The organism is Shewanella sp. GD03713, from assembly GCF_029843705.1.
Lineage (GTDB): Bacteria > Pseudomonadota > Gammaproteobacteria > Enterobacterales > Shewanellaceae > Shewanella.
Genome location: NZ_JAOCIW010000001.1, coordinates 4,552,373 through 4,575,445, shown reverse-complemented (window position 1 = coordinate 4,575,445; position 23,073 = coordinate 4,552,373). Strand labels below are relative to the sequence as shown.

Below are 23,073 nucleotides of genomic sequence, written 5' to 3'. Positions count from 1 at the left end.
GGCCTTTTGTGGTTTAACTGATAGTTACATATCGCAGGGCTTGAGTGGTTTACGCAATTGCGCGCGCACGTTATCCATGCCGGCGTAGAACTCTTTCATCATTAACAGGCCCATCATCTTGCCGTTATCTGTGATGATCAGATTATCGGGATCGGTGGGGTCGTTCTTGATGGCGCCAATTAGCTTCATCGAGGTCATTTCCTTAAACAGGGCTGTGTCTAAGTTAACGCCGAAGGTTTCGCGGAAGTATTTGCGCGATAGGCGACCAGAGAACATCCCCAGCAGGAAGCGATACTGCATCACGTCCTTTTTGCTGTAGTTTTTCTGTTGCTCGACGCCCATCTTGCCGGCGGCGATCCGCTCTTGGTATTTACGCAGCGAGAAAGTGTTGACGTATAAAGTGTCGTTCAGGAAGCTAAATGAGCCTGAACCCACCCCTAAATACTCATCGTAGTCGATAACATATTCGTCGAAGCCTTCGTCATTCGCCTTACCAAAGGCCCATGCAGACAACTGATTATATTGACCATTTAAACGGTTTAAGATCTGGCGATATTGGTTGGCCATATCCGCCTGTGGCGCTGCCAGTTTACCTTTAACACTCTTACGCGTTTGGTGCGTGATCATCAGCGGATAGGTGGTGATCTGTCTTGGGTCGAGGCGCGATGCCATGTCTAAGTCGTGCTGGATCACTTCATCGGTTTGACCGCGAAAGCCAAAAATCAGGTCGACGTTGATAATAGGGAACAGCTCTTTGGCCGCCATGATCTTGTCGAAGGTTTGCTGACCTGTGCCGAATTTTTCGAGGCGATCGGTCATTTTTAAAATGTCGTCGTTAAAGCTTTGGACGCCGATGGACATGCGATCCACTAAGCCCTTGAGTTGCTTAAAGCCTGGGCTGTCTAAATGCTGTGGATCCGACTCGCAAGACACTTCTTTAATGCTTGGGAATAGGGTCTTGGCATGCTCAATAGTACGGGCGAGTTCGTCTTCTAATACTGTGGTGGTGCCGCCGCCAATGTACATAGATTCAAAGTCATAGCCTAAGGCTTTGACCATCTCCATCTCTTTACGCAGAGAGATAAAGTAAGCGCGCGCCTTGTCTTCCTTAAACATAAAACGGTGGAAGGTACAGTAAGAACACAAGGTATGGCAGAAGGGCACATGGGCATAAAGCATGTACTTTTTACCTTCGACCGGGGCGGGCATGATGTCGGCGGAGAGCGTATCGAGGCGAAGATTCTTATCGACATAATACTGCATGACTCGTTCCATCGAGCTGAGCATCCAGTTAGGGACGGTAATATTCGCTTGATAAGGCGTTGCGATCGCGCGATTGAGCGTTTGAATAACTGAAGACATAACGATTCCTATCTGAGAGTGCTAACCGTAAACACCGAAATTGCTTTAGGTAATTCACGACCACCTAGCGCAATTAGACTACCTCGTATGGAGTAAGCAAAACGTGAACTGGTTATAAGTTACGGTTTCCTAACAAGGAAATCACTGGCTTTTTGTTAAGCAGATCATGTTTTAGTAAACATAGATGCATATTTACTGAGGTTTTTGGCTGTTTGTTATTGAATTTGAGCGATTAACTTTAGTGCTCAATCGAAAGACTGAAATGATAAAAAGTTGAGCTTCTTACTTGTGGGCATTTTGACTTGTACTGAGGGTATCTGGCTGTCATTATCCCTGCGGACATTGCTTAATCTCCCCAAACCGCCTGAAATCTTGGAGGATCCCCATTGGTTAATATCAACCGCTTTTTTCCGCTATTTGCCTTACTCGGGGCGGGTACGGCGTATTTGATGCCCGCATGGTTTAGCGGATTGAAAACCAGCATAGTGCCGTTGCTGGTGGTGATTATGTTATCTATGGGACTGACCTTAGATGTGCGGGATTTTGCCTATGCATTCAAACAGAAACGTGCCGTTATCACTGGCTTAATCTTGCAATTTACCCTGATGCCCTTAAGCGCCTTAGCCATTAGTTTACTATTAGGGTTCAATCGGGAATTGACCATAGGCATGGTGTTGGTGGGGAGTGTGGCGGGTGGCACTGCATCGAACGTGATTTGCTATTTGGCCAAGGGCGATGTCGCCTTATCTATCACTATGACTGCGCTATCCACCTTAGCGGGTGTGGTGCTCACTCCCTTGATTATTGAGCTATTAATCGGTGAGATGGTCGCCATTCCTTTAATGGATATGCTAGTCAGTCTCGTTAAAATCGTGCTTATCCCTGTGACTGTGGGTGTGGTGTTGAATCACTTCTTTAAACCGCAAGTGGCTAAACTTGCCCCCGCATTGCCCATCATTTCTATCGTGGCGATTGTACTGGCCATCAGCATTATTGTGGCCCTAAATGCAGGGCAATTTTCGCAGGTGGGGCCTGTGATTTTACTCGCGGTGTTTCTACATAATGGTTTGGGACTCGCCTTGGGTTATACCTGCTGCCGCTTGCTCGGCTTTAACCATACAGTATGTAAAACCATTTCGATTGAGGTGGGGTTGCAAAACTCAGGCCTTGCGACCGCATTATGCATCAAGTTTTTTAGCCCGCTCTCCGCCGTCCCCAGCGCGATTTTCTCGATTTGGCATAACCTTTCAGGTGCGATGTTGGCAGGATATTGGGCGAGCTTAGAGCAGAAGAAACAGAGCGATGGATTGGAATAAACCATTAGATGTTTATTTAAGGCTTTATGCATTGCTCTAAAAAAGTTCGGCCTAACATCTTGCGATATTAGGCCATTGTAACGACTTAGCTGACTCGAATTAGAGTCTAAAATGCGAGACTACGCCTGTTAGCTGTTCTTTCGTGGCGGCCAAGGAGGTCGCGCTATTGAGGGTCGCTTTACCACTTTGATTTAATTCTTCAACCATTTCGCGAATGGTATTCAAGTTACGATTAATCTCTTCACTGACGGCGCTTTGTTCTTCGGCGGCGGTGGCGATTTGATTGCTCAATCCATTAATATCAAATACATAAGTGGTCAAGGTTTCCAAGCTTTCAGTCACCAACGTGGTGGTGTCCGCTGCATCTTGGCAACTCTGTTTAGTCTCATCCATCGCATTAACGGCGCTGTTAGCACCCGTGCGCAGGCGTTCTAGCATTTGATTGATCTCGGCCGTGCTCGCTTGGGTGCGAGCGGCAAGGGCGCGTACTTCGTCGGCGACGACGGCAAAGCCTCGACCTTGTTCACCGGCGCGGGCGGCTTCGATGGCGGCGTTAAGGGCGAGTAAGTTGGTTTGGTCGGCGATATCTCCAATCACATCTAAGATGGTGGCGATATGGCGGGTGTTTTCATTCATTTCCGCGATGGTGTGAGCGGCGGTATCGACCTTACCAACTAAGGCGACGACAGTATTTGCCGCCTGTTCGACAGCCTTTTTCGACTTATCAGCCTGTTCATTTGCCTGCTGGGTAAAGCGTGCGGCAGAGGCGGCATCACCGGCAACGTTATGGGCAGTTGCACTCATTTCGGTCATGGCCGTCACCACTTGGTCGGTTTCTACCGCGTGGGTTTGCAATGCATGGGTATTGGCATTGGACTGCACATTCAACTGACCAATTTGATCCGACATATGTTCAGAGGCCTGGGCAATATCGGAAATCATATGGCGCAAGTGGTCAATCACTCGATCAAGATCGGCGCCGAGCGCACAGAGTTCGTTTTGCCCACTGATTTGAGTCTTCTGGGTGAGATCGCCATCGGCAAGGTGTTCTACAACCCGCTTGATTTGATGAACGATATTGACTAAACGTCTGCTCATAAACAGGGCGCTTAGCAGGGACGCGACAATGGCAACTAGGATTAGGCCAAGGAGCAGCGCTTCGGTGGCATTGACTTTGTCTTCTGCCTGTTTGCCTAGTTCATGGTTGCGTTGGGTGATCAATTTGACTAATTGATTGATCTCATTACTGACTTTGGGCCCAAGTGCGCCGCGTTCTGGTGTGAGTTCAGGCTCGGTGCCCGTTTGTTTGGCGTAGGCTAACTCCTGCTGATAGAGACGCACATATTGCTCGATTTGCGGCAATAGTGTGCGGATTGTTCTAGCATCTTGCCCCATAAAATCGGTGTTAAATCCTGCGAGTTGCTCGACAAGCTGCTGCACATTGCGTTGCTGCAAGCTGATGGCGTCGCTGTTATGGACTAATGTGGCTAAGCGCAACTCGAAGAAAGCTTCACGCACATTGGTGAAGGTTTCGGCGAGTTGGGTGTTGTTAACTAGTCTGCTGCTGGTGTCATTGAGTTCAGCAAAGCCCCGATAGGAGGAAATGCCGATAATGATCAATAAAATACTCGCAAACACTGAAGGCAGCGCCGTCAATGTGCTGGTTTTTGCATTGTTAAACATGGTGGCCTACTGGGGTATTAATCAAGACGGGGTGTAATTAAATTACACATTGAACCCATTTTAACGCTTGGGTTTAGGCCGCGGCAAGGCGACATTTTGAGCGTTTTAGCTATAGTGGTATGTTTTAAAAGGGATTGTTTTTACCGTGTTAATTGGGAATGGTGCAGTGGTTGCCAGATGTTATGTAAGTAAAAATCAAAGTATTCTCAGTTGATTGATTTTCATGGTGAAAATAAAGTGATGTAGCAGTCACTCTACAGCCTATTAACAGTGCAAAAAGCGATTGTGAGGCAGATCGCAAAACTTACAAATGTTTATAAGTGTATCCATGGTGCTATCGCACGTTGGGGCTGAACAACCAAACGCCACGTGCTTTCGCTCGAATCAAAGCCCGCCAAATCTCTGCAAAAAACTGAGGCGTCAATGCGTCCTCGTCTGTCAAAGCGAGTGACAATTGTTCCTTGCTCAATTGTTTATCTCTCATTCCTACGAATTTGCGTTCGGTCACAAAGTCATAAGTAGAATGTAAATGATATTGGTTATCATCTGGATTTAAGGTTGTTTTAATGTAGATTGTCGGCATTTCAAGCTAACACCGTTTATCAATGAGTGCCGTCGAGGTTTTTATGGAATGCAGGGCGTTTAAGAAAAGTGCAATTGCAGTAATGGTTTCGAGTTTAGTGATGTCCTCAGCTTACGCTGCTGTGGACGCAGAATCTTCTGAACCGATTGAAAAGATAACTGTTTATGGTGAGAAAATCGAGCGTAGCCTTAAGGATACGACTTCCTCTATTTCGGTTATCGATAAAGACGCGCTCGACAGCGGTCAATATCAATCTACCTCGAGTGCCTTATCTGAAGTGCCTAACGTGGTGGTGCTTACGGGATCTGTGCCGGATATCCGTGGGGTTTCTGGTAATGGTTCTGCCTCTGGATTTAACTCTTTTACCGGCGGTGCTCGGGCGCGGGTATCCACCTTAGTCGATGGAGTTGCCGAACCTTTTGTGGCCGATCTTACTGGTGATACTGGTCTGTGGGATATCCAACAAATTGAGGTGTACCGCGGTCCGCAATCGACAATTAACGGTCGTAACAGCATTGGCGGCACAGTGTTTATTAAAACGGAAGACCCCACCTTCGATTGGCAAGGTGCGGCTCGTGTCGGTTATCGCAATCAAGATAACTTTATCGATAGCGCCGTTATGCTCTCAGGCCCGATTCTCGATGATGAGTTGGCGTTTAGGGTGAGCGGACAAAATGTGACAGGGAATACCTTCAATAAAGGCTTGGAATATGAGACAAATCCAGCCCCATTCGACCTCAATGAACTGATCACCAATCGCTGGCGCGGTAAATTCCTGTGGCAGCCGAGTGCGATTGAAGATCTCAAAGTGCTCTATAGCTTTTCATACAATGATGAGAAAGGTGACTCTGGGCGCAACTATTTTACCGGCGATGATCCTTGGGCGTTTAAGCCTATTTTCCAACGTTATATCGAGACTAAATCCACGACTCACTCAGTGAAAGTCGATTATGACCTCGGTGAAGGCCGCGCCTTCGATCTCATCGTCGCTTATATGGATTATGACTGGGGCTTTGAATCCTATGAGGCTCTCGCCACGGCGCAGCAATATGTTGATATGAATGACCAGAGTTACACCGTCGATGGTAAGTACAGCTTTGGTCTAAAAGATAAAGATTTCAACGGCTTTGTGGGTTTAGCCTATTTTAAACGCGATCAAGATTTTGGTAGTACTGGCAGCTCTGTTTACAGTGGGGATGACAGCACTGAATCCACCTCCATTTATGGTGAGATGACCTATGGCCTTGCCGAATCTCTCTGGGTCACATTCGGTGGCCGCGTGATGCGTGAGGAGCAATTGCGTAACTTCAATATGCTCTATCAAGGCAGCCAATTGCGGGAAAAACTCGATAATGCCAATACCGTTACCCTGCCGAAGTTAGTGCTGCAATATGCGCTGAATGACAGCACAACTTTAGCGGCCAGCGTGCGTCGCGGTTATAACTCGGGTGGCGGTGCGTTGTCGTTAGCCGAAAGTGAGTATTACTACTACGACGAAGAGTACGTTAATACCTATGAAATCAGCAGTCGCAGCGCGTTTATGGATGGCGATGTTAACTTTAGTGCCAACCTGTTCTACAACGATTTCGACGGTTACCAAGCCTCTAACAGCGCCCGCAAAATTACCAATATCGATAAAGCGGTCAGCTACGGTATTGAGGCTGAATTCAGCGCTATGCTCACCGAAAACCTGCAGTTTATTTCGGGCGTAGGTTTACTCGATAGTGAGACCAAGCAAGCGGATCCTAGTTATGGCGACATTATCGGCAATCAGCTGAACTCGGCGCCGCATGTGACCGCCAATGCGGGCTTAAAATATTGGTTGGGCGATGCGTTTTCTTTCGGTTTTTCAGGTAACTACGTAGGTGAGTATTATGCGGATATCAATAATACTGAATCACGGGTGGCTGGCGATTATGTTGTTGCCCGCTTAAGCCTCGATTATCAAACCGATAGCTGGAGAATCAGCGGCTTTGTAAACAACCTGTTTGATGAGCAAGCGTTGACGGTAAATGAACCCGCTAGCCGCAGTTATCCCGATGGTTATGCGGCGATTATCGACCCTAGAAATCTCGGTGTATCTGTGATGTACCGCTTCTAAGCGCTCGATTTGACGCACTTATTTTACCGATAAAAAAACCTCCACAGCATGCTGTGGAGGTTTTTTGTTTTCAGCGACTTTTACTCTTTATATTTCAAAGTGCCGTTGGCTTTGATTTCGTCGTACCACAGGTTGTGGTGTTGGGTTGCCCAGTTTTCATCACAATAACCAGACACCATACACTCCATACCGCCTTCAGACATTACCGTTGCCATAAAGATATGCACGATAGAGAAGGCGCAGATCACGATAGCGCTCACTGAGTGCAATACCAGCGCGATTAAGCTTAAGGTGCGGCTAGGTTCGAAAAGATTTGGGAACAGTAACAACATGCCTGAGGCTGAAATCACTAATCCAAACAGGGCAAAGGCCCAGAACCACATTTTTTCACCGGCGTTAGCAAAACCTGCGTCAGGGTGCTTACCTTTGAAGGGGCCAAAGTTGATGTAACCACCCACAACGAGGAACCACTTCACGTCGTACATTTTTGGCAGCTGGTTCTTCGCCCATAACACTGTCATCAATGCCCAGCCGATCATAAACGGAATCGCCATCACATCGTGGATTTGCTTGGCGCCATAAACGATGGCTTCCCAGATGCCTTCGCCCAACCAAGGTTGGAAGAAGAAACGACCCGCTAATAAGGTTAAGCCCGTTAAAATCAGCATTAAGCACGGGATCGCGCCTAACCAGTGGATTGAAACGTCAAACTTTGACCAGCGATACACTAGCTTGCCCGAAAAACCATGGTGTAGCTTGGAGATGCCGTTCACCTTGATAAATAAGACAAAGATAATGATCATGCCGAATAACGCCGCCATTAAGGCCGGCGCTAACCAGTCGCTACGCAGCTCCAGCACGCGCAGATCATAGGTATTGATCGGTTGTGCGTGGAACTCGCTTTGGGAGGTAGTGTATCCCGTGGCGCCGTCCTTCAGCTGTGCCCAAATTTGGGCATCAGAGGCTTGAGGTTGGAGCGCCTGTTCATCACCACCATTGGCTAGACACACGGCACTAAATAGTAGTGCAATGGCTAAACCTATGTGTTTGAACCATTTGTTCATCATACATCCTCTCTCGCTTAGTGGCGCCTGCTAGCAGGCGCCAAGCTAAGTCTGTGGACAGATCCTGTGACCTGAATTAATTCCAAGCCGCGTTTTTAGCGCCACGGTAAGCCACTCGCTCACGGAAGATGCTAGAAACCACTTCTGCATCACCCGCTAACAGGGCCTTAGTCGCACATAGTTCTGCGCACATTGGCAGTTTGCCTTCGGCAATACGGTTTGAACCGTACTTCTGGCGCTCTGCCTCTGAGTGGTTTTCTTCTGGGCCGCCGGCACAGAAGGTACATTTATCCATCTTACCGCGGCTACCAAAGGCACCTTTTTTCGGGAACTGTGGTGCGCCAAATGGACAGGCGTACAAGCAGTAACCGCAACCAATACAGGCATCTTTGTTGTGTAGCACAATGCCGTCTTCGGTTTTGTAGAAGCAGTTTGCTGGGCAAACTGCCATACATGGCGCGTCTGAGCAATGCATACAGGCGACAGAGATTGAAGCTTCACCGGGTTGACCATCGTTGATAGTCACGACGCGGCGGCGTTGGATTCCCCACTCGAGAGCGGAATCGTTTTCGTTTTTACATGCGGTGACACAGCCGTTACATTCGATGCAGCGCTTGGTGTCACACAAAAATTTCATTGTAGCCATAGTGGCAATTCTCCTAGCTTAAGCTGCACTTACGCTTTAACGATCTGACAGAGCGACGCTTTGGTTTCCTGCATTTGAGTCACAGGGTCATAACCATAGGTCAGTGCCGTGTTAGCGGATTCACCGATAACGTAAGGCACAGTGCCCTCAGGATAGTTAGGCGCTAAGCTTTCACCGTGCATCACACCCGCAAAGTGGTATGGCATAAAGGTCACACCTGGTTTAACGCGTGGCGTTACCATGGCTTGTACTTTAATGCGGCCACCTTCGGCGCCCTCTAACCACACAAACTCACCGTTGCGGATACCGCGGTCGGCTGCGTCACCAGGGTTGATTTCAACAAACATTTCCTGTTGAAGCTCAGCCAGCCATGGGTTAGAACGAGATTCTTCACCACCACCTTCGTATTCCACTAAACGACCAGAGGTCAGTACCAGTGGGTACTTGCCGCTGAAGTCTTTCTCTTGGATTGACTTGTACAGTGTTGGCAGACGATGAACTTGCATGTCGTCGTAGGTTGGGTATTTAGCCACTAAGTCACGGCGTGCTGTGTATAACGGCTCGCGGTGAACTGGCACTTGGTCTGGGAAAGTCCAAACAATACAACGGGCTTTCGCGTTACCAAATGGAATACAACCGTGCTTAATTGCCACGCGCACGATACCGCCTGATAAGTCGGTCTTCCAGTTGCGGCCTTCAGCTTCGGCTTTTTCTTCCGCAGTCAGGTCATCCCACCAACCGAGTTGCTTCAGCAGCTTGTCGGTAAATTCTGGGTAACCGTCTTGGATCTCGGCACCTTTAGAGAAAGAGCCTTCAGCCAGCAGGTTTTTACCATTGTATTCAACGCCATAACGAGCGCGGAAGTTACCACCGCCGTCTTTAACGTGTTTGGATTGGTTATACAGAATTTGGGTACCAGGGTGTTTAGCTTCTGGTGTGCCCCAACATGGCCAAGGTAAACCGTAGGTTTCGCCTTTAGCTGGGCCGCCGGCGGCTTCGAGCGTCTTGTTGCTGAAAGTGCCCCAGTTTTGGGTGTGCAGCTTGATACGCTCAGGGCTTTGACCTGTCATACCGATGGTCCACATGCCGCGGTTGATTTCGCGGGTGATCTCTTCGATAACTGGTAAGCCGTTTTCTTTGGCGATGCGTTTAGTGTATTGCTCGGCGATACCGAGTTTTTGCGCTAAACGGTACATGATCTCGATGTCGGTTTTTGACTCGAATAAAGGTTGGATAACCTGCTCACGCCATTGGATAGAACGGCCTGAGTTAGACACTGAACCTTGAGTTTCAAACTGAGTCGCAGCAGGTAACAGATACACGCCATTCTTACGACGGTGCATAACACCCGCCATGGTTGGGAATGGGTCGACAACCACGACTGTGTCCATCTTGTCTAAGGCATCACGCACTTCACGTTGACGGGTTTCAGTGTTGACCGATTGACCCCAGAAGAAGGCCATACGGATATTGTCTTTCTGTGCCAGCTTGCTCTTATCTTCTAACACGCCATCGTGCCAGCGAGAACAAGGAATACCTGGGGTGGTCATTGGATCTTTGCCTAAGTAGGCGTTTTGATCGAAGCGGCTCTTCACCCACTCCATATCCAGATCCCACACATGGGTCCAGTGAGTCCAAGCGGCTGAGGTTAAACCGTAGTAGCCAGGCAGGTTGTCGAACAGCAGACCTAAGTCAGTCGCGCCCTGTACGTTGTCGTGGCCACGGAAAATGTTAGTGCCGCCGCCAGAAACGCCCATGTTGCCTAAGGCTAATTGCAGAATACAGTAAGCACGAGTGTTAGCGTTACCGACATGGTGCTGAGTACCACCCATACACCAAATCACAGTACCCGGACGGTTTTCTGCCATCAGTTTTGCGGCTTGATAAACCACTTCTTCGCTCACGCCAGTGATATCCGCCACTTCTTTAGGTGGGAACTTTTTCACTTCTTCGCGGATGGTTTCCATCTCGAATACGCGTTGTTGGATAAAGGTTTTATCTTCCCAACCGTTTTCGAAAATGTGCCATAACATACCGTAGATAAACGGAATATCAGTACCAGGACGAATTGCACAGTGCAGATCTGAGTGCGCCGCTGTGCGAGAGAAACGTGGGTCAACAACGATGATTTTCGCGTTGTTTTTCTCTTTGGCGATCAGAATGTGTTGCATTGAAACCGGATGCGCTTCTGCTGGGTTTGCCCCGATCAGGAAGATGGCATTGGCATTCTGAATGTCGTTGAAAGAGTTAGTTTGCGCACCGTAACCCCAAGTGTTAGCAACACCGGCTACCGTGGTAGAGTGACAAATACGAGCAGAGTGGTCGACGTTGTTTGTGCCCCACATGGCCGCCAGTTTGCGGTACATATAGCAGCCTTCGTTAGAGAACTTAGCGCTACCCATGAAGTACACAGAGTCTGGGCCAGATTCTTTACGAATGTTGAGCATTTGGTCGCCCACTTCGTTAATCGCATCTTCCCAAGAGATTTTTTTCCACTTGCCATCAACCAATTTCATTGGGTATTTCAGGCGTTTTTCACCGTGGCCATGCTCACGCAGTGCAGCACCTTTCGCGCAGTGACCGCCGGCATTGAATGGGTGATCGAACGCGGGTTCTTGACCTGTCCACACGCCATTTTGCACTTCGGCATACAGACCACAACCCACAGCACAGGCACTACAAATCGTACGTTTAACTTCGATCGGCGCGTCGTGTGGCACATCTTTGGCTTCTGCGCGGCGCATCATGCCTGTACCCATCAGAGAAGCGGCTGCGATACCACCAGTAGTAATACCTGCTTGCTTCATAAATTGACGACGGCTAATGCCTAACGTCGGTTTGTCGGCCACTTGGGCGACATCGGACTTGCGAGTTAACTTCATCGCTGACTTCTCCTAGATTAGCTACGCAGGCTATCGTAATAGCTGATAATGTGCGCAGTTTCGTGGTAACCCTTAGGCTCTTTAGTTGTTACCTTGCTGCTCTCGCTGGCTTGGGCTGCGCTCATGCCGGTAGCGGCAATTGCGGCGCCGGCAACGCTGCCAACGGTGAGTGCTTTAAGCAAAGAACGGCGAGATAAATCGCTAGGTTGTTGCTTCATGCTGACTCCTGAATGAGGGGTTATGGTTCTTGGATGGCGCGACTTTTCGAGGGATTAAACTTGTTATCAAAAAGTGAAGATTAGAGGTGGAAAAGATAATGAAATCATCTTGCTTGCCGTTAATCATCGCGCGTGAGGGCAATATAGTAGGAAAAGATTGAGTAGGATTTGATCTAGAACAGTTTGCAGCCGGACAGGCAGGCGTGCTGATGCAAAAGCGTTAACTCGCTCATGGTTTCAGCACTTGTGTGAACACGCAAAAATGGGTCGGTTTTCGGATAAAAATGAAACGCTTGTTAATGAGTTGTTGTTTGGAGTCTAGGTAAAAAAACACCCCGCACTGCGAGGTGTTTTTATTGGGGTAAAGCTTCAGGCTTTAGTTAGTCTTTATAACGCAGACTGCCGTTAGCTTTGATTTCGTCATACCATAAATTGTGGTGCTGGATAGCCCAGTTTTCGTCACAATAGCCTGACTTCATGCACTCCATACCGCCTTCACTGAGTACGGTCGCCATCCAGATATGCACTATGGTAAAGGCAATCAGGATAACGGCACTGATCGAGTGGATCAGCAGCGCGCCCATCGAGGCTTCACGGGGTAGGTCTAAGCCGGGTAATACCAACATGATGCCAGATACACTGATAAACAGCCCGAATAGGGTCAGTGTCCAGAACCACATTTTCTCACCGGCGTTGGCAAAACCACTGTCAGGGTGTTTACCTTTGAATGGGCCAAAGTTGATATAGCCACCGACCACTAAGAACCATTTAAGATCGTACATCTTAAAGGTTTGAAGTGGCATCCATTTCACTACGCAGACAATCCACGCCATGATAAAGACGGGGCCAGCCCAGTCATGCACAGTTTTACTACCGTAGATCAGTGGTGCCCAGATATCTGGCCCAAGCAGCTCCTGCACGACATGCTTACCGAGCATAATAGTTAAGCCAGTAAACATCAGTGCAAGACAGCTAATTGCCATGATCCAATGGATCCACAAATCTGCCTTTGACCAACGTACAACCATCTTGCCCGAGAAACCGTGGCTGAGTTTTGAAGGACCATTCACCAGATAAAACAGTAAGAAAGCACCAAACACACCCGTCACGGCCAAGGCCATAATCGGGGTGATATATTGATTCCTTATTTCTTTACCTTGGTTACCGGCAACGTTAATCAATACCCCAGTTTCGACCCCTTTGGCCGTGGTATAGCCAGTTTCACCCGACTTTACCGCACGCCACAGATCGGCTTCGCTGGTTTGCGCTTTCGCCTGCTGTTGGCTCGATTGCTGATCACTTGCCAGTACTGAGCCTGCGCTCATGACTGAGCCAAGTCCCAATCCCATCACGAGTACCATCAGAGCAAACAGACTGCGCAGTGATTTGTTTAACTGTTTGTTTAACATTTTCACTCCTTGCCAGAGGTTAGGGATCACTCCCTAACCTTCACTCTGCTTAGTTAATCTCACCGGTTTTTGGGTTGTAGCCCCAAATCACGTTAGGATTGCCTCGAGATGCCATACGTTGACGGTAAATGTTTGATACCACTTCCGCATCGCCAGCGAGCAGTGCTTTAGTTGCACAAAGCTCTGCACACATAGGTAGCTTGCCTTCAGCAATACGGTTGGCACCGTATTTCTTGTGCTCGGCTTCGGAGAAGGTTTCTTCTGGGCCACCGGCGCAGAAGGTACACTTATCCATTTTACCGCGGCTACCAAAGGCGGTTTTCTTCGGAAATTGCGGTGCACCGAATGGACAGGCATAGAAGCAGTAACCACAACCGATACAGGTATCTTTGTTGTGCAGCACAATGCCATCGTCAGTACGGTAGAAACAATCTGCCGGACATACGGCCATGCAAGGAGCGTCGGTACAGTGCATACATGCGACTGAAATCGATGCTTCACCTGGTTGACCATCGTTAATTGTCACCACGCGGCGACGTTGAATACCCCACTCCAGCGCGGAGTCGTTTTCGTTTTTACATGCTGTGACGCAGCCGTTACACTCGATGCAGCGTTTGGTGTCACACAAAAATTTCATGACTGCCATAATGGCTTATCTCCTCATCAAGTTGGTTAGGCTTTGCTTATCTGGCACAAGCTGGACTTCGTTTCTTGCATCTGAGTCACAACGTCATAGCCGTAAGTTAAAATGGTGTTTGCCGACTCACCTATCACATAAGGCACAGTGCCTTCTGGATAGTTTTTCGCTAGGCTTTCGCCTTCAAATACCCCTGCGAAGTGGTACGGCATAAAACATTCACCCGGTACAACCCGTGGCGTCACCATTGCCTTCACTGTGATCTTGGCGCCTTCAGGGCTATGAACGAAGACATTGTCACCGTCACGAATACCACGGTCAGCAGCGTCTGCCGGGTTCATTTCGATAAACATTTCTTGTTGTAGCTCGGCTAACCAAGGGTTAGAACGAGATTCTTCACCACCACCTTCGTATTCCACTAAACGACCAGAGGTCAGTGTCAGTGGGAAGCCTTGGGTAAAGTCCTTATCCTGAATTGACTTATACAGAGTCGGTAGACGCGCAACCATACGGTCTTCGTAGGTTGGGTATTTAGCGACTAAGTCACGACGAGGAGTGTAGAGTGGCTCGCGGTGCAGTGGGATATCATCTGGGAAAGTCCACACGATACAACGTGCTTTCGCGTTACCGAAAGGAATACAGCCGTGCTTGATAGCAACACGTTGGATACCGCCAGACAGGTCTGTCTTCCAGTTTTTGCCTTCGGCCAGTTTCTTCTCGTCTTCGGTTAAGTCATCCCACCAACCCAATTGCTTGAGCATGTCGGCGGTAAACTCAGGATAACCATCTTGAATTTCACTGCCTTTAGAGAATGAACCGTCGGCAAGAATGCTAACGCCATTGTGTTCAACACCGTAACGGGCACGGAAAGTACCGCCGCCGTCTTTCACTTCTTTAGATTGATCGTAAAGAATTTGGGTACCAGGGTGTTTCATTTCTGGCGTACCCCAACATGGCCAAGGTAAGCCGTAGACTTCGCCTTTAGCTGGGCCGCCCGGTGCGGTCAGGCTATTCACATCGAAAGTGCCCCAGTTTTCTTGGTGCATTTTCAAACGTTCTGGGCTTTGACCTGTGTAACCGACGGTCCACATACCTTTGTTGAACTCGCGAGTCACATCTTCAATTAATGGCTCTTCGCCATTGACTTGGATGTGCTTACAGAATTCTTTTTCGATACCCAGCTTTTTCGCCAGTTTGTACATGATCACGTGGTCAGGCAGTGACTCAAACAATGGCTCAATCACTTTAGAGCGCCATTGAATTGAACGGTTAGTGGCTGACACTGAACCGTAGGTTTCAAACTGCGTGGCTGCGGGTAGCAGATATACCCCGTCTTTACGTTGGTGCATCACACCAGCCATGGTTGGGATTGGGTCAACAACGACCACAGTATCTAACTTGTTCAGCGCTTCACGCACTTCACGGCCACGGGTTTCGGTGTTAACTGATTGACCCCAGAAGAACGCCAGACGGATATTGTCCTTCTGCGCGATCTTGGTTTTATCTTCGAGTACACCATCGTGCCAGCGAGAGCAGGGGATACCCGTTGAGGTTTGTGGGGTTTGACCTAAGTATTCGCCTTGGTCGAAACGGCCTGCAACCCATTTTGGATCTAAGTCCCAAACGCCAGACCAGTGAGCCCAAGCGCCTGAGGTTAAGCCGTAGTAACCGGGTAAGTTGTCGAATAACAGACCAAAGTCTGTTGCACCTTGCACGTTATCGTGACCGCGGAAAATGTTGGTACCGCCGCCAGACACGCCCATGTTGCCCAGCGCTAACTGTAAAATACAGTATGAACGGGTGTTGGCGTTACCGACGTGGTGCTGAGTACCGCCCATACACCATACGATAGTGCCTGGTTTGGTCTCTGCTAACATTTTTGCGATACGGTACATTTGAGCCTTAGGCACGCCTGCAACGTTTTCGACTTCTTCAGGGGTATATTTTTTCACTTCATCGCGAATACGTTCCATGCCGTAAACACGTTGATTGATGAACTCTTTATCTTCCCAGCCGTTTTCAAAAATGTGCCATAACAGGCCATAGATGAAGGGGATATCGGTACCTGGGCGGATATGCACGTACTCGTCAGACTTAGCTGCAGTACGGGTGAAACGTGGGTCAACAACGATAATCTTAGCGCCGCGCTCTTTGGCCACCAGAATGTGTTGCATGGCGACAGGGTGTGCTTCACTTGGGTTTGAACCCACGAACATGATGCACTTAGAGTTGCGGATATCGTTTAACGAGTTGGTTTGCGCACCGTAGCCCCAAGTGTTAGCAACACCGGCTACCGTGGTAGAGTGACAAATACGGGCTGAGTGGTCGACGTTGTTTGTGCCCCACAGTGCCGCGAGTTTGCGATATAAATAAGCCTGTTCGTTAGAGAACTTAGCACTACCCATGAAGTAGATAGAGTCTGGACCCGATTCTTGACGAATCGCAGTCATTTTATCACCCACTTCATTGATGGCTTGATCCCAAGAGATCTTCTTCCACTTACCGCCTTCTAACTTCATTGGGTATTTCAGGCGTTTTTCGCCATGGCCGTGCTCACGCAGAGCTGCACCTTTAGCACAGTGACCGCCTTGGTTGAATGGATGGTCAAATGCGGGTTCTTGGCCTGTCCACACACCGTTTTGTACTTCAGCATAGATACCACAACCCACAGCGCAGTGAGAGCAAATGGTACGCTTAACTTCGGTCGGTGCATTGTGGGGGATATCTTTGGCTTCTGCTTTACGCATCATGCCAGTACCTAGCATTGACGCTGCAGCAATACCACCAGTGGCAAGACCTGCCGATTTTAAAAATTGGCGACGATTGAGACCGAGGGCGGGCGCTTTAGGCTCGACAACTTGGTCTGTTTTGCGGGTTAATCGCATCACACACACTCCTCTGGTTAGTTGTTCAACGACGCATAGTAATTACGGATATGGTCGGTTTCGCGATAGTTGTCACTCTTAGGTTCGCTTGGGGCAACAGTGGGGGTCGCAGCCAATGCTTGGCTACTCACAGTCGCTACCGCGCCAGCCGCACTGCCGAGTGCTAATGCTTTGAGCAGTTGACGGCGGCCCATGTCGGAAGCTTGCTTCTTCATAGTGTCTCCTTGTGTTACTGGGTGAGGTGATGCATACCACGACCACCTCGGTTACTGTGGAAGCCTAAGCTTCCTTTTTGTGGCAAAGGTGAACCTTAAGTCCACCTTTGCCTATCAAACTAAAACGCGACAGGCATTGAATCTGCGTATCGCTAACCGTTTTAAGTTTAGTTCATTAATTCCACTTGTTTTTCTAAATCGCTGGCGGCGGGTTGTAACTCCGCACTGCCGGGGCAATTGACGGGAATGTCTAAACTCAGTTGTTCAAATTCGGTGGCTTCCATCTCGAAAAATGCCTTAGCAAGATGGGCAACCGTGGCATAAAACGCTGCGCTCGGGGCTTTGCTGACGGCGTCGCAGAAGCGCTGAATCCAACTGCCCATGTGGCGCTGATAAAACGCCAGCTGACGGTAGCCTGGGGCTTCAAGAATAAGCGTACCCATGACTTCGCACAGAGCGGCTACATGATCCTCGGGTTCTTTGACGTTTTCTTCACGTTCAAAACCGAGTTGCATTAAGTCTTGGCGCAGCAGTGCTAAGGGTTTGTCCATTAATGAGCCAGTCATAAACCAACTGCCATAGGGCAGAATTTCGCCACAACCCACACCGAGGAACAGGGCAAAATACTCATCTTCTAATTGTTCACTGCTGAACTGCTTTGCAGCCAGTTGTACAGATAACCAAGCCTTGGTCATCTCATTGTCTTCATCGGCATCGATTTCAAGGTTGGCCAAAAATTGCAGCAGCTCAGGGCTAGGATGGCGACGCAAAAGGGCGGCTAACAGTTGATAGATATCGGCTCTCAACTGATCGTTTTCTGATACTTGTCTTACTGATTCGGTCATAGCGGATCTCTTATCGCAGTTGCTTTTCAGGATCTTGAAGAATGTCTTCAAACATGTCTTTTACCCGGCAATCACCACACATTTTCAAGCGTTCTATATTGGCTGAAAATGCACTGTGCGCGCCGACCATATCCAGCATCCGATGCACCATAGATTGGGTCGCAAAAGGAGAGCCACAGCGAATACATTCGAACGGGGCTTCTTCTTTCAGGGTTTGTAATTGCTGACGAGCAGCTTTATCAAAGTTAATTTGTGGCGTCAGGCTGATGACCTTTTCAGGGCAAGCCGCCTCACATAAGCCACATTGCACACAGTTTTGCTCAATAAAGTGTAGTGCAGGTTTGTCGCCACCATCTTGTAATGCCATGGTGGGGCAAATCGCCACACAGGACATACACAGGGTACATTTCTCGACATTGACGCTGACGTTGCCGTAGGGAACGTTGTTAATACTTAAACAAGTATTGATTTCACCCGCTTGGCTGTTTAGATGATCAATCGCATCAAACAGAGTGTGACGTTTGCTGGTGGATGCAAAAGCGCCGGGCACAATCACTGGCCAATCGAGGCTGATGTCGAGCAGAGGCTCCAAATTCGCCAGCATGCTTGGGTCGATAAGACTCAAGCGCTGCGGTTGGCCCATTTCATCTAAAATGCTGTTGGCTAAAGCCAGTTCACCTTTCAACATTTGTGTGAGCGTAGGGGCGGTTGCCTCGGTATTGAGGATTAACACTTGGCGTGCGCCCCAAGCCAGCGAAGCTAACCAATGGTCAATGCTGGCAACGGTAATTTCTTCGAGGGCGACAGGGAGCACATCCCCGGCTAAGTCGTCACCTATCAAGCTCGCACCAACCGCGTTGTCGTGGAACAATATCACTGGTGCTGTTTGCGCTTGCTCACGGTAACGACTGATAATTTTATTCAGGTAAGAATGCAATGCCTGTGGTGTCGGTAAGTCATAACCAATCGCACCCGTTGGGCAGGCACTTGAGCAGCTGCCTGCGCCGTGGCAGAGGTAAGGATCGACCTCAATTTTCTTGGCGACACTGCTAATTGCATCGGCAGGGCAGAAGTTGAGGCAACGGTTACAGCCGTTGATACCGTTGCGGTCATGGGCGCACAGGTCGGCATTGATTTTGACGTAACGAGGTTTATCAAATTGCCCTACCAGTTCAGGGAGTTGCTCTAGTGCATCGGCGAGCTTTATGTCGTCTTGGCCAACATAGAAATAACCCGGTGGTAGCATTTCAAGATTCAAGCAAGGTGTGCTGCTTAAATCGAGTATCAAGTCAAAGTGCGGTTTACGAATGGCGACAACACTCAATTCCGCTGCACCGTTTTGATGCTCAACGCTAACTTGGAACTGCCCTAAAAAACCTTTAATACCGATCAGTTTGTTGTAGTAACTTTCGACATTCGTGGCGGCAGCCATCACTCGCTCAAGGTGTGCTTCATCTTGGCTGGTAATCGCTTCGTTCGCTAAAATGACGCGGCTTGCCATAGTGGACAATTTGTCCGCTGCGAGGCGTGCTAGATCCTCTGGGCCAATAATTAGCACTGTGCCTTCAGTGGTGTAGCTCACTGTTGGCGGGATCAGATTCTGTAAAATCTGCGTTTGGGCTAACACATTTTGCCGCGCTTGTTTTAGCGCAAGCTGGGTTTGATTGGTCATCAAATGAGTGCTCACATTGCGTTCCTGAACAGTACTTTGGCTGCTCTTTTATAGCTGTTTTGCTGCAGATTTAGGCGGTAATTTGAGACTAAGTCATTGCCTTTTCTGCTTTTATCTAAGTTTTTATCCCTTAGTACAGCAATTCACATACCAAAGTTATGGACATAAAAATTAGCTAAACTGACATTAAACAACTGGCTTTTGCATCTGAGCGGTTGGCTCTGGTGCATTTTGGGGTAGGTCATCAGTCTCCCCATCCAAATTGTCCGTGATCTGAGTGTTTGCTAATTCGGTTTCGACACCACTGTTTTTTGATTCCATTGCATTTTCTGTATTCACCACCGCATCGTTAGGGATTGAGACCAGATCTTCGTCTGACTCTTCATTCTCTTTGGTGATAAAACGGAATACTTTTTGGGCTAACTCAGCGGATACCTCAGGCGTCAGCTTTGGCTGATTACTGTAGTCGAGCGCATATTCCAAAAGACCATCTATCTCATTGAAATGAGGTTGTTTCCACAAGGCTCGGAGCGCTGCTGTTTTGGCCGCAGGGTCAACATTGGCTCCCATAAACTTAGCAAAGCTGCCGCCAATCTCAATTTCTTCGGGATTGGGCAGTTCCTCTGCGGTGAGGATACGGTTGGGGTCCTCATCGGTTTTTGGGAGGGCATCTTGAGGTTCAGAAGTCGTCGCGGCAGACTCTGCCGTGGTGTCAGGCTTTACTTCTGCAAGATTTTCGGCCGTAGTTTGGGCTGCAAGTGCGGCTTCTTCGGCTGCGACTTGCTCACGGCGCTGGCTCCAACGGCTAAAAAAGCCGTTAGCCTTCGGGGTTGAGTCAGTCATTAGTCCCTCCGCAATGGGTCGCGGCTAGGGCCTTGGTTTTTACGGTGGTCGACATGCTTGCGACGATAAGCGGCGATTTCAACTTCACCGTATTGGGTGATAAAGGCTTCAATCCAGCAGGCGATGGCTTCAGGCATCAGCATATTGATAACGGGAGTGTTGCCTTCAAGGCAGCCTGCTGCCACGTTTTGATCCGCCGAGAGTAGCGCGGGGACCCAAGTGCCATCTGCCATTTCATCGCAGACCAAATACAGCATGGCGTTGTCCATGTCGAGGTTGATGCGATAACTGGCGCGTTCATCTTTGTGCAGTTCGAGCAGCACTAAGGTCGCGCCTTCGGGGGCTTCGTGGGTGGCGGGCAGCAGATGATCGATTTCCCATTGTACCGAGGTCCAACGGCCCATTTGTTTCTCTACTTTTTTGAGCGAAACGTACATTGGCCAAACACTAGTAGTATGTTGCATTGTCTCTCCGTTTCAGCCGAGAGGGGACGAACCTGAGCTAACGGTTCTCTTTCCCCTACTGATTGCGATAAAAGGTCACTGCAATATTAATGCCATTAAACAGGGGGTATTTGTTTGAGGTGGATCATCAAAATAAGGGTGAATTTAGGACATTTTGTCTAATTGGACATTTTGTCTGGGACATTTCCGCCCAGTGAAATATTCAGAATTGCGACGGATCACGCATTTAGCCCAGAGTTTCATACCTAGGTATAAATATTGCTATGCTGATGCCATCACACGTAACGCGGTAACATTATGATTTCTGATAATAGTTCTAATATTGCTCAGCAAGCACAGCCGAATGACCCTCCATCGCCAGCGAAGTCAGCCTTCACATTTGTGAAAACACAGGCTGAAGTGCCGTTAACGATCGCAGTCAAAGCCGTTGATGAGTCGGGCGAGGTGATTGATAAGCATGTTGCCTGTGAGAGGCCCTTAACGGTTTACCTTAACTGGCGCCCGATTGTGACTTTGATGACCTTAGGGGCAAAACCCGAGTCGCTGGCGTTAGGCTATCTCAAAAATCAGGGCTTTATTTCAGATGTCAGCCAGTTAGACTCTGTAATTGTCGACTGGGATGTTAACTCCGCCGCCGTATTAACCCGTGAACAAACTGCTGATATCGAGCAAAAATTATCGGAAAAAACCGTGACCTCAGGCTGTGGTCAAGGAACTGTATATGGCAGTTTTATGCAGGATTTAGATGATATCCAGCTACCCACACCTAGCCTTAAGCAAAGTACGCTCTACAGTTTGCTTAAAAATATCAATGAATATAATGACACTTATAAGAATGCCGGCGCCGTTCATGGCTGCGGTGTCTGCGAGAACGACCAGATCCTTGCCTTTGTGGAAGATGTGGGACGCCACAATGCCGTGGATACCTTAGCGGGTGATATGTGGTTGGCACAGGATCGGGGCGATAACAAAATTTTCTACACCACGGGACGACTCACCTCGGAGATGGTGATTAAGGTCGCCAAAATGGGGATCCCCGTATTGCTGTCGCGCAGTGGCGTGACACAAATGGGTTTAGAACTGGCTCAACAGCTAGGCATCACCATTATTGCCCGAGCGAAAGGGCGCCACTTTTTGATCTATCACGGTAGTGAAAATCTCGAATTTGATGTGAATACCCCGTCAGGCAACTAATGCCGCGATAAAAGGTATTGCTTGAACTCAGAGAGATAGGACGACAAGGACATAAGATGACATCCGCCAGTGAATTGATTTACATGAGCGCGAAGCAGGTTGCTGAGTATTTAGATCTGAACGAGAAGAAAGTCTACGCCATGGCGAATGACCGAATTCTGCCAGCAACGAAAATCACCGGTAAATGGTTATTCCCTAAGGTGCTAATTGACCGTTGGGTGATGGACTCTTGCCACAGCGGCATGTTAACCGACCGACTCTTGATCACTGGCAGTGATGATCCTCTGCTTTCTATGTTAGTCGCACGCTTAATGGCGCAGGTTGGTAGTCGTGAGCTGATCAGCTACAGCGCAACAGGCTCACGCCTCGGGTTAGAGCTTTTAGCAAAGGGTTATGCCGACGTTTGTACTCTGCACTGGGGCAGCATGGAGGATAGAAATATCCGCCATCCAGCCTTACTCAAAGGTTATCAGAACCATCAGCAATGGATCATGGTCCATGGCTATTCCCGTCAGCAAGGCTTGATCATGCGAACCGATATGCACCACAGATGCCAAGAAGAGGACAAGGTACTCACCTTACCCTGGCGCTGGGTCAGTCGCCAAGGTGGCGCAGGGAGCCAACAACATTTAGAACAATGGCTATTAAAGCAAGGGGCACGTTTAGATCAACTCAATGTTGTGCTAACAGCCTACAGCGAGCGTGAACTTGCAGGATATATAGCACGGGGTGATGCCGACATTGGGTTTGGTTGCCAATCCGTAGCCTTGGAAAGTGGTTTAAGCTTCGTGCCACTCGTTAAAGAGTCCTTCGACTTTGTGATGCCACAAAGCATCTACTTCCGCAGACAACTGCAACAACTCTTTACTATGTTAAGCAGCGGGCATACACGCCAAATGGCAGCGTTGTTAGGCGGATACGATCTTACCGATTGCGGCCAGTTATTGTGGAGTGCTAACTAACACCATAAGTAATCCGCGTTACACGACCTTATACTTTTATGTAGCTATATAAGTATAAGGTCGCTACTTCGTCTCTTTGTTCTCCAATTCTA

General features: G+C 48.7%; 19 protein-coding genes. 4 read left to right on the top strand and 15 right to left on the bottom strand.

What is annotated here, in order from left to right; genetic code table 11:
• Window positions 1-24: 24 nt before the first annotated feature.
• The gene (locus N5E87_RS20010; RefSeq protein ID WP_011718647.1) at window positions 25-1,362 is read right to left on the bottom strand and encodes a coproporphyrinogen III oxidase family protein; all 1,338 of its coding nucleotides are present in this window, start codon (window positions 1,360-1,362) and stop codon (window positions 25-27) included.
• 386 nt (window positions 1,363-1,748) lie between these two features.
• On the opposite strand from N5E87_RS20010, the gene N5E87_RS20005 reads away from it, so the two are divergent.
• The gene (locus tag N5E87_RS20005; RefSeq protein WP_011718646.1) at window positions 1,749-2,678 is read left to right on the top strand and encodes a bile acid:sodium symporter family protein; all 930 of its coding nucleotides are present in this window, start codon (window positions 1,749-1,751) and stop codon (window positions 2,676-2,678) included.
• A gap of 99 nt (window positions 2,679-2,777) precedes the next feature.
• On the opposite strand, the gene N5E87_RS20000 is transcribed toward N5E87_RS20005, so the two are convergent.
• A complete protein-coding gene (locus tag N5E87_RS20000; RefSeq protein ID WP_086903565.1) occupies window positions 2,778-4,361 on the bottom strand; it encodes a methyl-accepting chemotaxis protein in 1,584 nt (527 codons plus the stop codon).
• Window positions 4,362-4,695: 334 nt separating this feature from the next.
• On the bottom strand, window positions 4,696-4,944 hold the full coding sequence (locus N5E87_RS19995) for a hypothetical protein (RefSeq protein WP_041412850.1): 249 nt from the start codon (window positions 4,942-4,944) through the stop codon (window positions 4,696-4,698).
• Window positions 4,945-4,987: 43 nt separating this feature from the next.
• Between N5E87_RS19995 and N5E87_RS19990 the strand changes: the two genes are divergently transcribed.
• Window positions 4,988-7,045, top strand: a complete 2,058-nt coding sequence (locus N5E87_RS19990) for a TonB-dependent receptor (protein ID WP_011718644.1) — start codon at window positions 4,988-4,990, stop codon at window positions 7,043-7,045.
• 80 nt (window positions 7,046-7,125) lie between these two features.
• Here N5E87_RS19990 and N5E87_RS19985 read toward each other — a convergent pair whose 3' ends face one another.
• The 12 genes from N5E87_RS19985 to N5E87_RS19930 form a co-directional block, all read right to left on the bottom strand.
• Window positions 7,126-8,109 (bottom strand): formate dehydrogenase subunit gamma, encoded by a 984-nt coding sequence (locus N5E87_RS19985; RefSeq protein WP_086903566.1) that lies wholly within the window; start codon window positions 8,107-8,109, stop codon window positions 7,126-7,128.
• A gap of 76 nt (window positions 8,110-8,185) precedes the next feature.
• Window positions 8,186-8,755, bottom strand: a complete 570-nt coding sequence (fdh3B, locus tag N5E87_RS19980) for a formate dehydrogenase FDH3 subunit beta (RefSeq protein ID WP_011624446.1) — start codon at window positions 8,753-8,755, stop codon at window positions 8,186-8,188.
• 29 nt (window positions 8,756-8,784) lie between these two features.
• Window positions 8,785-11,637: a molybdopterin-dependent oxidoreductase gene (locus N5E87_RS19975; protein ID WP_086903568.1), complete on the bottom strand. Its 2,853-nt coding sequence runs from the start codon at window positions 11,635-11,637 to the stop codon at window positions 8,785-8,787.
• 17 nt (window positions 11,638-11,654) lie between these two features.
• Window positions 11,655-11,855, bottom strand: coding sequence for a twin-arginine translocation signal domain-containing protein (locus N5E87_RS19970; RefSeq protein WP_011624444.1), 201 nt, complete (start codon window positions 11,853-11,855; stop codon window positions 11,655-11,657).
• Between the two features lie 380 nt (window positions 11,856-12,235).
• Entirely contained in the window at window positions 12,236-13,264 is a 1,029-nt protein-coding gene (locus N5E87_RS19965; RefSeq protein WP_037423454.1) for a formate dehydrogenase subunit gamma, read from the bottom strand.
• Window positions 13,265-13,313: 49 nt separating this feature from the next.
• A complete protein-coding gene (gene fdh3B / locus N5E87_RS19960; RefSeq protein WP_011074129.1) occupies window positions 13,314-13,910 on the bottom strand; it encodes a formate dehydrogenase FDH3 subunit beta in 597 nt (198 codons plus the stop codon).
• 26 nt (window positions 13,911-13,936) lie between these two features.
• Entirely contained in the window at window positions 13,937-16,786 is a 2,850-nt protein-coding gene (locus N5E87_RS19955; RefSeq protein ID WP_086903569.1) for a molybdopterin-dependent oxidoreductase, read from the bottom strand.
• Window positions 16,787-16,803: 17 nt separating this feature from the next.
• The gene (locus N5E87_RS19950; RefSeq protein ID WP_011074127.1) at window positions 16,804-17,001 is read right to left on the bottom strand and encodes a twin-arginine translocation signal domain-containing protein; all 198 of its coding nucleotides are present in this window, start codon (window positions 16,999-17,001) and stop codon (window positions 16,804-16,806) included.
• Between the two features lie 167 nt (window positions 17,002-17,168).
• Entirely contained in the window at window positions 17,169-17,846 is a 678-nt protein-coding gene (locus tag N5E87_RS19945; protein WP_086903570.1) for a molecular chaperone TorD family protein, read from the bottom strand.
• Window positions 17,847-17,856: 10 nt separating this feature from the next.
• Entirely contained in the window at window positions 17,857-19,518 is a 1,662-nt protein-coding gene (locus N5E87_RS19940) for a 4Fe-4S binding protein (protein WP_176370330.1), read from the bottom strand.
• A gap of 186 nt (window positions 19,519-19,704) precedes the next feature.
• Window positions 19,705-20,361, bottom strand: coding sequence for a DUF3306 domain-containing protein (locus N5E87_RS19935; protein ID WP_126512138.1), 657 nt, complete (start codon window positions 20,359-20,361; stop codon window positions 19,705-19,707).
• On the bottom strand, window positions 20,361-20,825 hold the full coding sequence (locus N5E87_RS19930) for a DUF3305 domain-containing protein (protein ID WP_011718638.1): 465 nt from the start codon (window positions 20,823-20,825) through the stop codon (window positions 20,361-20,363). Before N5E87_RS19930 ends, N5E87_RS19935 begins: the two co-directional genes overlap by 1 nt.
• 297 nt (window positions 20,826-21,122) lie before the next feature.
• On the opposite strand from N5E87_RS19930, the gene N5E87_RS19925 reads away from it, so the two are divergent.
• On the top strand, window positions 21,123-22,019 hold the full coding sequence (locus N5E87_RS19925; protein WP_086903573.1) for a formate dehydrogenase accessory sulfurtransferase FdhD: 897 nt from the start codon (window positions 21,123-21,125) through the stop codon (window positions 22,017-22,019).
• Window positions 22,020-22,075: 56 nt separating this feature from the next.
• Window positions 22,076-22,981: a helix-turn-helix transcriptional regulator gene (locus N5E87_RS19920; protein WP_011624435.1), complete on the top strand. Its 906-nt coding sequence runs from the start codon at window positions 22,076-22,078 to the stop codon at window positions 22,979-22,981.
• Window positions 22,982-23,073: the final 92 nt, after the last annotated feature.

Coding starts and splice junctions, on each gene's coding strand:
- N5E87_RS20000 (WP_086903565.1), bottom strand. CDS start 4,361: ATGTTTAACAATGCAAAAACCAGCACATTGACGGCGCTGCCTTCAGTG.
- N5E87_RS19955 (WP_086903569.1), bottom strand. CDS start 16,786: ATGCGATTAACCCGCAAAACAGACCAAGTTGTCGAGCCTAAAGCGCCC.
- N5E87_RS19990 (WP_011718644.1), top strand. CDS start 4,988: ATGGAATGCAGGGCGTTTAAGAAAAGTGCAATTGCAGTAATGGTTTCG.
- N5E87_RS19985 (WP_086903566.1), bottom strand. CDS start 8,109: ATGAACAAATGGTTCAAACACATAGGTTTAGCCATTGCACTACTATTT.
- fdh3B (WP_011624446.1), bottom strand. CDS start 8,755: ATGGCTACAATGAAATTTTTGTGTGACACCAAGCGCTGCATCGAATGT.
- N5E87_RS19940 (WP_176370330.1), bottom strand. CDS start 19,518: ATGACCAATCAAACCCAGCTTGCGCTAAAACAAGCGCGGCAAAATGTG.
- N5E87_RS19975 (WP_086903568.1), bottom strand. CDS start 11,637: ATGAAGTTAACTCGCAAGTCCGATGTCGCCCAAGTGGCCGACAAACCG.
- N5E87_RS19970 (WP_011624444.1), bottom strand. CDS start 11,855: ATGAAGCAACAACCTAGCGATTTATCTCGCCGTTCTTTGCTTAAAGCA.
- fdh3B (WP_011074129.1), bottom strand. CDS start 13,910: ATGGCAGTCATGAAATTTTTGTGTGACACCAAACGCTGCATCGAGTGT.
- N5E87_RS19945 (WP_086903570.1), bottom strand. CDS start 17,846: ATGACCGAATCAGTAAGACAAGTATCAGAAAACGATCAGTTGAGAGCC.
- N5E87_RS19930 (WP_011718638.1), bottom strand. CDS start 20,825: ATGCAACATACTACTAGTGTTTGGCCAATGTACGTTTCGCTCAAAAAA.
- N5E87_RS19995 (WP_041412850.1), bottom strand. CDS start 4,944: ATGCCGACAATCTACATTAAAACAACCTTAAATCCAGATGATAACCAA.
- N5E87_RS20010 (WP_011718647.1), bottom strand. CDS start 1,362: ATGTCTTCAGTTATTCAAACGCTCAATCGCGCGATCGCAACGCCTTAT.
- N5E87_RS19925 (WP_086903573.1), top strand. CDS start 21,123: ATGATTTCTGATAATAGTTCTAATATTGCTCAGCAAGCACAGCCGAAT.
- N5E87_RS19935 (WP_126512138.1), bottom strand. CDS start 20,361: ATGACTGACTCAACCCCGAAGGCTAACGGCTTTTTTAGCCGTTGGAGC.
- N5E87_RS19920 (WP_011624435.1), top strand. CDS start 22,076: ATGACATCCGCCAGTGAATTGATTTACATGAGCGCGAAGCAGGTTGCT.
- N5E87_RS19950 (WP_011074127.1), bottom strand. CDS start 17,001: ATGAAGAAGCAAGCTTCCGACATGGGCCGCCGTCAACTGCTCAAAGCA.
- N5E87_RS19965 (WP_037423454.1), bottom strand. CDS start 13,264: ATGTTAAACAAACAGTTAAACAAATCACTGCGCAGTCTGTTTGCTCTG.